We start from the raw sequence: 6154 nt of genomic DNA on the forward strand, positions 1-6154 counted from the left end.
CTGGCCGCAACTTTAACTTTTCTTGGGGTGCATCTTGGTGTAGACTTGTATTTAGCGGCTGTGTTCGCCTTCGGCGTCCGCTTGTTTCAAAACATTGCCATCATCCGTCGCCTTTGGCTTGCCGAGTGGGCCAAGCGGCGGCAAAATCGCGAAAAAAGTTAGACGAAAGACAGGGAAACTCTTCTCGCGTGTTGAATTATATGGGGTAAAACAAAATAAATATACCGTTGTTGCGAAACTCGCAAACTAGACATAGACCGAATAGACAGAGATGGGAAATTTCAGCCGAAAAAGGAGGTGTCGCTGCTTACTGAAACGCCGACCGGCACCGGCGCGTTTTTAGTAGGCAGATGCCAAAAAATGAGCAGCAATGAGATCGTCGTTAGCCTGGATGTCGGGACATCGAGCGTGAAAGTCATCATCGGGGAAATGTTAGGCAGCTCCATTAACATTATCGGGGTGGGCAATGTCAAAGCGGAAGGGCTCAAAAAAGGGGCGATTGTTGATATAGACAAAACGGTGCAATCGATCAGACGGGCGGTCGAGCAAGCGGAGCGAATGGTCGGTTTATCGATCCGCCGTGTGATCGTTGGGGTGGCCGGCAGCCATATCCAGCTCCATGACTGTCATGGCATCGTCGCCGTCGCGAGCGAAAACCGGGAAATCAGCGATGAAGATGTCGCCCGCGTCATCGATGCCGCGCAAGTTGTCTCCATCCCTCCCGATCGGGAAATCATCGGCGTCGTTCCGCGCCAGTTTATCGTTGACGGATTGGACGGCATTCATGATCCGCGCGGCATGCTCGGCGTCCGCTTGGAAATGGAAGGAATTATGGTGACTGGCGCGAAGACGGTATTACATAATCTCCTTCGTTGTGTGGAGCGGGCAGGCTTGGAAATCAGCGACATTTGTCTTCAGCCTCTGGCGGCCGGTATGCTCGTGCTGTCCGATGACGAGCGGCATCTCGGAGCGGCGCTTGTCGACTTAGGAGGCGGCTCGACCACGGTCGCTGTCTTCGAGCAAGGGGCGCTGCAAGCTGTCTCTTCGCTGCCGGTCGGCGGGGAGCACATTACGAAAGACTTGGCCATCGGATTGCGGACGACCACGGACGATGCGGAAAAAATCAAACTGAAGCACGGACATGCGTTTTACGATTACGCTTCGGAGGAAGAAGTGTTCAGCGTGCCGATCATGGGCACCGATCAGCACCAGCAGTTCAGCCAGCTGGAGATTGCCGATATTATTGAGGCGAGGCTGGAGGAGATTTTGCAAATGGTTCAGCAGGAAGTGCGCCGGCTTGGATTTCGCGATCTTCCCGGCGGCTATGTGCTGACCGGCGGCGTCGCCAATATGCCAGGATTGCTTGAGCTGGCCCACGTCGTTTTAGGGACGAGCGTCCGCATCGCCATGCCGGATTATATCGGTGTGCGCGACCCGCAGTATACGATCGGCGTCGGCTTGCTCAAGTTCGCCTACCGGCAGGCGCAGCTGCAGGGGAAAACGGTCCCGGCTGCCGCTGCGGTGGAGCCGGTCGAGCGCCCCTCGCAAAAACAGCAGCCGAAACCTAAAAAGAAAGAAGACCGTTTTGGGAAGAAGGTCAAGAAATTTTTCGGTTCTTTCTTTGAATAGAGATTGAAATTTTAGGAGGATTTGGCCATGTTGGAGTTTGAGACAACAGTCGATCAGTTGGCAACGATCAAGGTGATTGGAGTCGGGGGCGGCGGCAACAACGCCGTCAATCGGATGATTGAGCATGGGGTCCAAGGTGTGGAATTTATTGCGGTCAATACGGATGCACAGGCGCTCAACTTGTCGAAGGCGCCGATCAAGCTGCAAATCGGGGCGAAGCTGACACGCGGCTTGGGCGCGGGGGCGAACCCGGAAGTTGGAAAAAAAGCAGCTGAGGAGAGCAAAGAGCAAATTGAAGAAGCGCTCCGCGGCGCCGATATGGTGTTTGTCACCGCCGGCATGGGCGGCGGCACGGGAACTGGCGCTGCGCCGGTCATTGCTCAAATTGCCCGCGAATTAGGAGCGCTTACGGTCGGGGTTGTCACGCGCCCGTTTACGTTTGAAGGGCGGAAGCGGGCGACGCAAGCCGCAAGCGGCATCGCCGCCATGAAAGAGGCGGTCGATACGCTCATCGTCATTCCGAATGACCGGTTGCTTGAGATCGTCGACAAAAATACGCCGATGCTTGAGGCGTTCCGTGAAGCGGACAACGTGCTGCGTCAAGGGGTGCAAGGCATTTCCGATTTGATCGCTGTGCCGGGGTTGATCAACCTTGACTTCGCTGACGTGAAGACGATCATGTCGAATAAAGGTTCGGCATTGATGGGCATTGGCATCGCCAGCGGTGAAAACCGGGCAGCCGAGGCGGCGAAAAAAGCCATTTCCAGCCCGCTGTTGGAAACGTCGATCGACGGTGCACAAGGGGTGCTGATGAACATCACCGGCGGCATGAATTTAAGCTTGTACGAAGTGCAGGAAGCGGCCGACATCGTCGCTTCGGCGGCGGATCAAGAAGTGAACATGATCTTCGGTTCCGTTATTAATGAGAACTTAAAGGATGAGATCATTGTGACGGTTATTGCGACTGGATTCAACGAAAACGTCGCTTCGCAGCCGCGCGCGCCGCGCATTGGCACCGTGCCGAAAGTGACGCCGGCGCCAAAGCGCGAAAAGCGCGAGGAGCCGATGCAAGATTATGCGGCGCTCCGCTCGGGGCAAGTGGAAGATCCGCTTGACATTCCCGCTTTCTTGCGCAACCGCAATCGCCGCCGCTAGATGGCGAAACGGGCATGAACGTTTTGTTCATGCCCGTTTTTCACATTAGGATCAAAAAATCTCTCGAAGGCCGGTGATTTATCGTTTTTTCCGGCGCCGTCGGAGAAGGGAAACCGCGGTCGATCAGCGTATTTGCAGCATTTCATTGCTCAATATGGCTTAAAGTGCACCTTTTTCGCCCAACTTCTCGCGTTGGCTTCCCGCCCTCGCAGTGCAAGGGCGAAGAAGAGAAGGCAGGCAAGGCTTTCGTGCGGCCGATTTGATTCGCCGCGTTTCCCCCTGTTTTGACAAAACATCCCCTTTTTCACCGCCACCGATTGACAGACTTTCCCTTGCAGTATGCTATATACTTGTTTCAGACAAAGTCGATGTGGGCGGGGGGAGGGGCTTGATGGTTGGTCGTCTATCTCGATGTTATTTGGCTGTTGAACGTCTGTTTTGACGCGTTGCTTCTTTGGCTGACGGCGCTCATGCTCAAGCGGCCGATCGTCTGGTGGCGTCTGTTGGCCGGGGCGTTGATCGGCTCGCTGCTTGTCGTATTGCTGTTCACCCCGTTTTCCGCCATCGCCCAGCATCCGCTTGTGAAGATCGCTGTTTCGATATTGATCGTGCTTGCCGCATTTGGCTTTAAGCGGCCGCGCTATTTGCTTGAGAATATGCTGGCGTTTTACTTTGCCACGTTCGCCGTCGGCGGCGGCATGCTGGCGGTTCATTATTTTTTCGCGCACCGACTGTCCGTACGCCAAGGAATGCTTCTCATGCATCATCCCGGGGCGGGCGATCCGGTCAGCTGGCTGTTTGTTGTCATCGGGTTTCCGGTTTTATGGCTTTTTTCCCGCCGAAGGGTGGAGGAGATTCGTGAAAAAAAACTGCGGTTTGAACATATCATTGAGGTCAAGATGGTGTGGGACGGCGAGCCGCTTCCGTTGCGCGGTTTGATCGACAGCGGCAATCAGCTCGTCGATCCGTTGACGAAAACGCCGGTGATGGTGGTCGATCAAGAAAAAGCGAAGGACGTGCTGCCTGATGAGCTGTTGGCTTGCCTCAGCGCCCGCATGGAGCTTGCTCCCCCGCCGGAGCAGTGGGCTCATCGTCTTCGCCTGATTCCGTACCGTGCGGTCGGCAGCGGTCCGCAAATGATGGTGGCGGTCAAGCCGGACTGCATTATGCTATTGTATGAAAACCAATGGCTTGAGGTGAAACATGGGCTCGTTGCCTTAAGCGCCGAACCGTTGTCAGCAGATGGGGAGTACGACTGCATCGTCCATCCGAAAATGGTGCAGACGGGGCGAAAGCTGACCGCTTCGTAGCTCGTTACTATATCATACTCGCTTTTTACCTGTTTAGAAGGGGGAGTTTGATGAAAAAGTGGAAATTTCGCTTCATGTATTGGCTGTATAAGCTTTTGGCCAAGCTCGGCCTGAAGGCGGATGAAATTTATTATATCGGCGGCAGCGAAGCGCTCCCGCCGCCGCTGACGAAAGAAGAAGAGGAGCAGCTGATTGCCAAGCTCGCCGCCGGCGATGACACGGCGAGGTCGCTTTTGATTGAGCGCAATTTGCGTCTTGTCGTTTACATTGCGCGCAAGTTTGAAAACACCGGCATCCACATCGAAGACTTGATCAGCATCGGCACGATCGGCCTGATTAAGGCGGTCAATACGTTCAATCCGGAAAAGAAGATCAAGCTGGCAACATACGCGTCGCGCTGCATTGAAAACGAAATTTTAATGTATTTGCGCCGCAACAACAAAGTGCGGGCGGAAGTGTCGTTTGACGAACCGCTCAATGTCGATTGGGACGGCAACGAGCTGTTGCTGTCCGATGTTTTGGGCACTGAAGACGATGTCATCACAAAAGACTTGGAAGCGGACGTTGACCGGCGCCTGTTGCTGAACGCCTTGCGCCAGCTGAGCGACCGCGAGAAGCAAATCATGGAATTGCGCTTTGGACTTTCCGGCGGCGAGGAAAAGACGCAAAAAGATGTCGCCGATTTGCTCGGCATTTCGCAATCGTACATATCACGGCTTGAGAAGCGGATCATTAAACGGTTGCGCAAAGAGTTCAATAAAATGATGTAGCCGGCGGCGGGAGCGGACTTCCGCCGCTTTTTCCTGTTTGGACAGGCTGTGCATATTTTTCCCTCCCAAGGAGATACTGAAAACTGACGACTTAGCATCTCCTGATGGGAGGGAACAACTTGACGAGGAACAAAGTCGAGATTTGCGGCGTAGACACTTCGAAGCTTCCCGTCCTCAACAATGAGGAAATGCGCGAACTGTTCCGACGGATGCATGAAGGGGATTTGGAGGCGAGAGAAAAATTAGTGAACGGCAACTTGCGCCTCGTGTTGAGCGTCATTCAGCGTTTCAACAACCGCGGCGAGTTTGTAGATGATTTGTTTCAAGTCGGCTGCATTGGACTCATGAAATCGATTGATAATTTTGACCTCAATCAAAACGTGAAGTTTTCCACCTATGCGGTGCCGATGATCATCGGCGAAATCCGCCGCTATTTGCGCGACAACAATCCGATCCGCGTTTCGCGCTCGCTGCGCGACATCGCCTACAAAGCGCTGCAAGTGCGGGAGCGGCTCATGGGCGAGACGGCGAAAGAGCCGTCGACCGAGGAAATTGCCAAAGAACTCGGCGTCGCCCATGAGGAAGTCGTTTTCGCCCTCGATGCCATTCAAGACCCGGTTTCGTTGTTTGAACCGATTTACAATGACGGCGGCGATCCGATTTACGTGATGGACCAGCTGAGCGACGAGCGCAACCGCGACAGCCAATGGATCGAAGAAATTGCCTTGAAGGAAGGGCTTCGGCGGTTGAATGAGCGGGAAAAAATGATCATTCGCAAACGCTTTTTCCAAGGAAAGACGCAAATGGAAGTGGCCGAAGAAATCGGCATTTCCCAGGCGCAAGTGTCCAGGCTCGAAAAAGCGGCGATCCGGCAAATGAATAAAAACATCCAAGTGTGAGCAGGCTGCGGACGCAGCCTTTTTTCTTTAGCACATAACCACTCATTTGGCGTCATATAGATGAAAAAGAGGGAGAGGGAAAGGCGGGGGAAGAAACCGTGATGAGAATTTCTGAATTTCAAACGAAGGACGTTGTCAACGTGGCCAATGGGAAAAAGCTTGGCAATATCGGGGACATTGATATTGATTTAGATACCGGCAAAATCCGTTCGCTCATTATTTTAGGCTCCGGAAGAGTGCTCGGGCTGTTCGGGCGCGAAGAGGCGGTCGTCATTCCATGGCAGAACATCGTCAAGATCGGAGCCGACGTCATTTTAGTCCGCCTTCATGATACGGATTGAATCCAAAGGATAGCCTAAGGTTGACAGCAATGTTTCGACAAAATCTTAAG

7 protein-coding genes are annotated in these 6154 nt (G+C 53.8%); all 7 read left to right on the forward strand.

What is annotated here, in order from left to right; genetic code table 11:
* A partial coding sequence (locus GJ1_RS16940; protein WP_157068413.1) for a small basic family protein occupies window positions 1-162 on the forward strand: 162 nt, incomplete at its 5' end.
* Window positions 163-360: 198 nt separating this feature from the next.
* Entirely contained in the window at window positions 361-1629 is a 1269-nt protein-coding gene (ftsA, locus tag GJ1_RS16945; RefSeq protein ID WP_066235002.1) for a cell division protein FtsA, read from the forward strand.
* Window positions 1630-1656: 27 nt separating this feature from the next.
* Window positions 1657-2784, forward strand: a complete 1128-nt coding sequence (ftsZ, locus tag GJ1_RS16950; protein WP_066234989.1) for a cell division protein FtsZ — start codon at window positions 1657-1659, stop codon at window positions 2782-2784.
* Between the two features lie 395 nt (window positions 2785-3179).
* Window positions 3180-4094 carry a sigma-E processing peptidase SpoIIGA gene (gene spoIIGA, locus GJ1_RS16955; protein WP_066234994.1) on the forward strand — a complete coding sequence of 305 codons (915 nt, stop codon included), beginning with the start codon at window positions 3180-3182 and terminating at the stop codon, window positions 4092-4094.
* A gap of 50 nt (window positions 4095-4144) precedes the next feature.
* A complete protein-coding gene (gene sigE, locus GJ1_RS16960; protein WP_066234997.1) occupies window positions 4145-4864 on the forward strand; it encodes an RNA polymerase sporulation sigma factor SigE in 720 nt (239 codons plus the stop codon).
* Window positions 4865-4983: 119 nt separating this feature from the next.
* Entirely contained in the window at window positions 4984-5763 is a 780-nt protein-coding gene (gene sigG / locus GJ1_RS16965) for an RNA polymerase sporulation sigma factor SigG (RefSeq protein ID WP_066235005.1), read from the forward strand.
* A 98-nt stretch (window positions 5764-5861) separates the two neighbouring features.
* Window positions 5862-6104 carry a YlmC/YmxH family sporulation protein gene (locus GJ1_RS16970; protein ID WP_066234999.1) on the forward strand — a complete coding sequence of 81 codons (243 nt, stop codon included), beginning with the start codon at window positions 5862-5864 and terminating at the stop codon, window positions 6102-6104.
* Window positions 6105-6154: the final 50 nt, after the last annotated feature.

This window comes from Geobacillus jurassicus NBRC 107829 (assembly GCF_001544315.1).
Lineage (GTDB): Bacteria > Bacillota > Bacilli > Bacillales > Anoxybacillaceae > Geobacillus > Geobacillus jurassicus.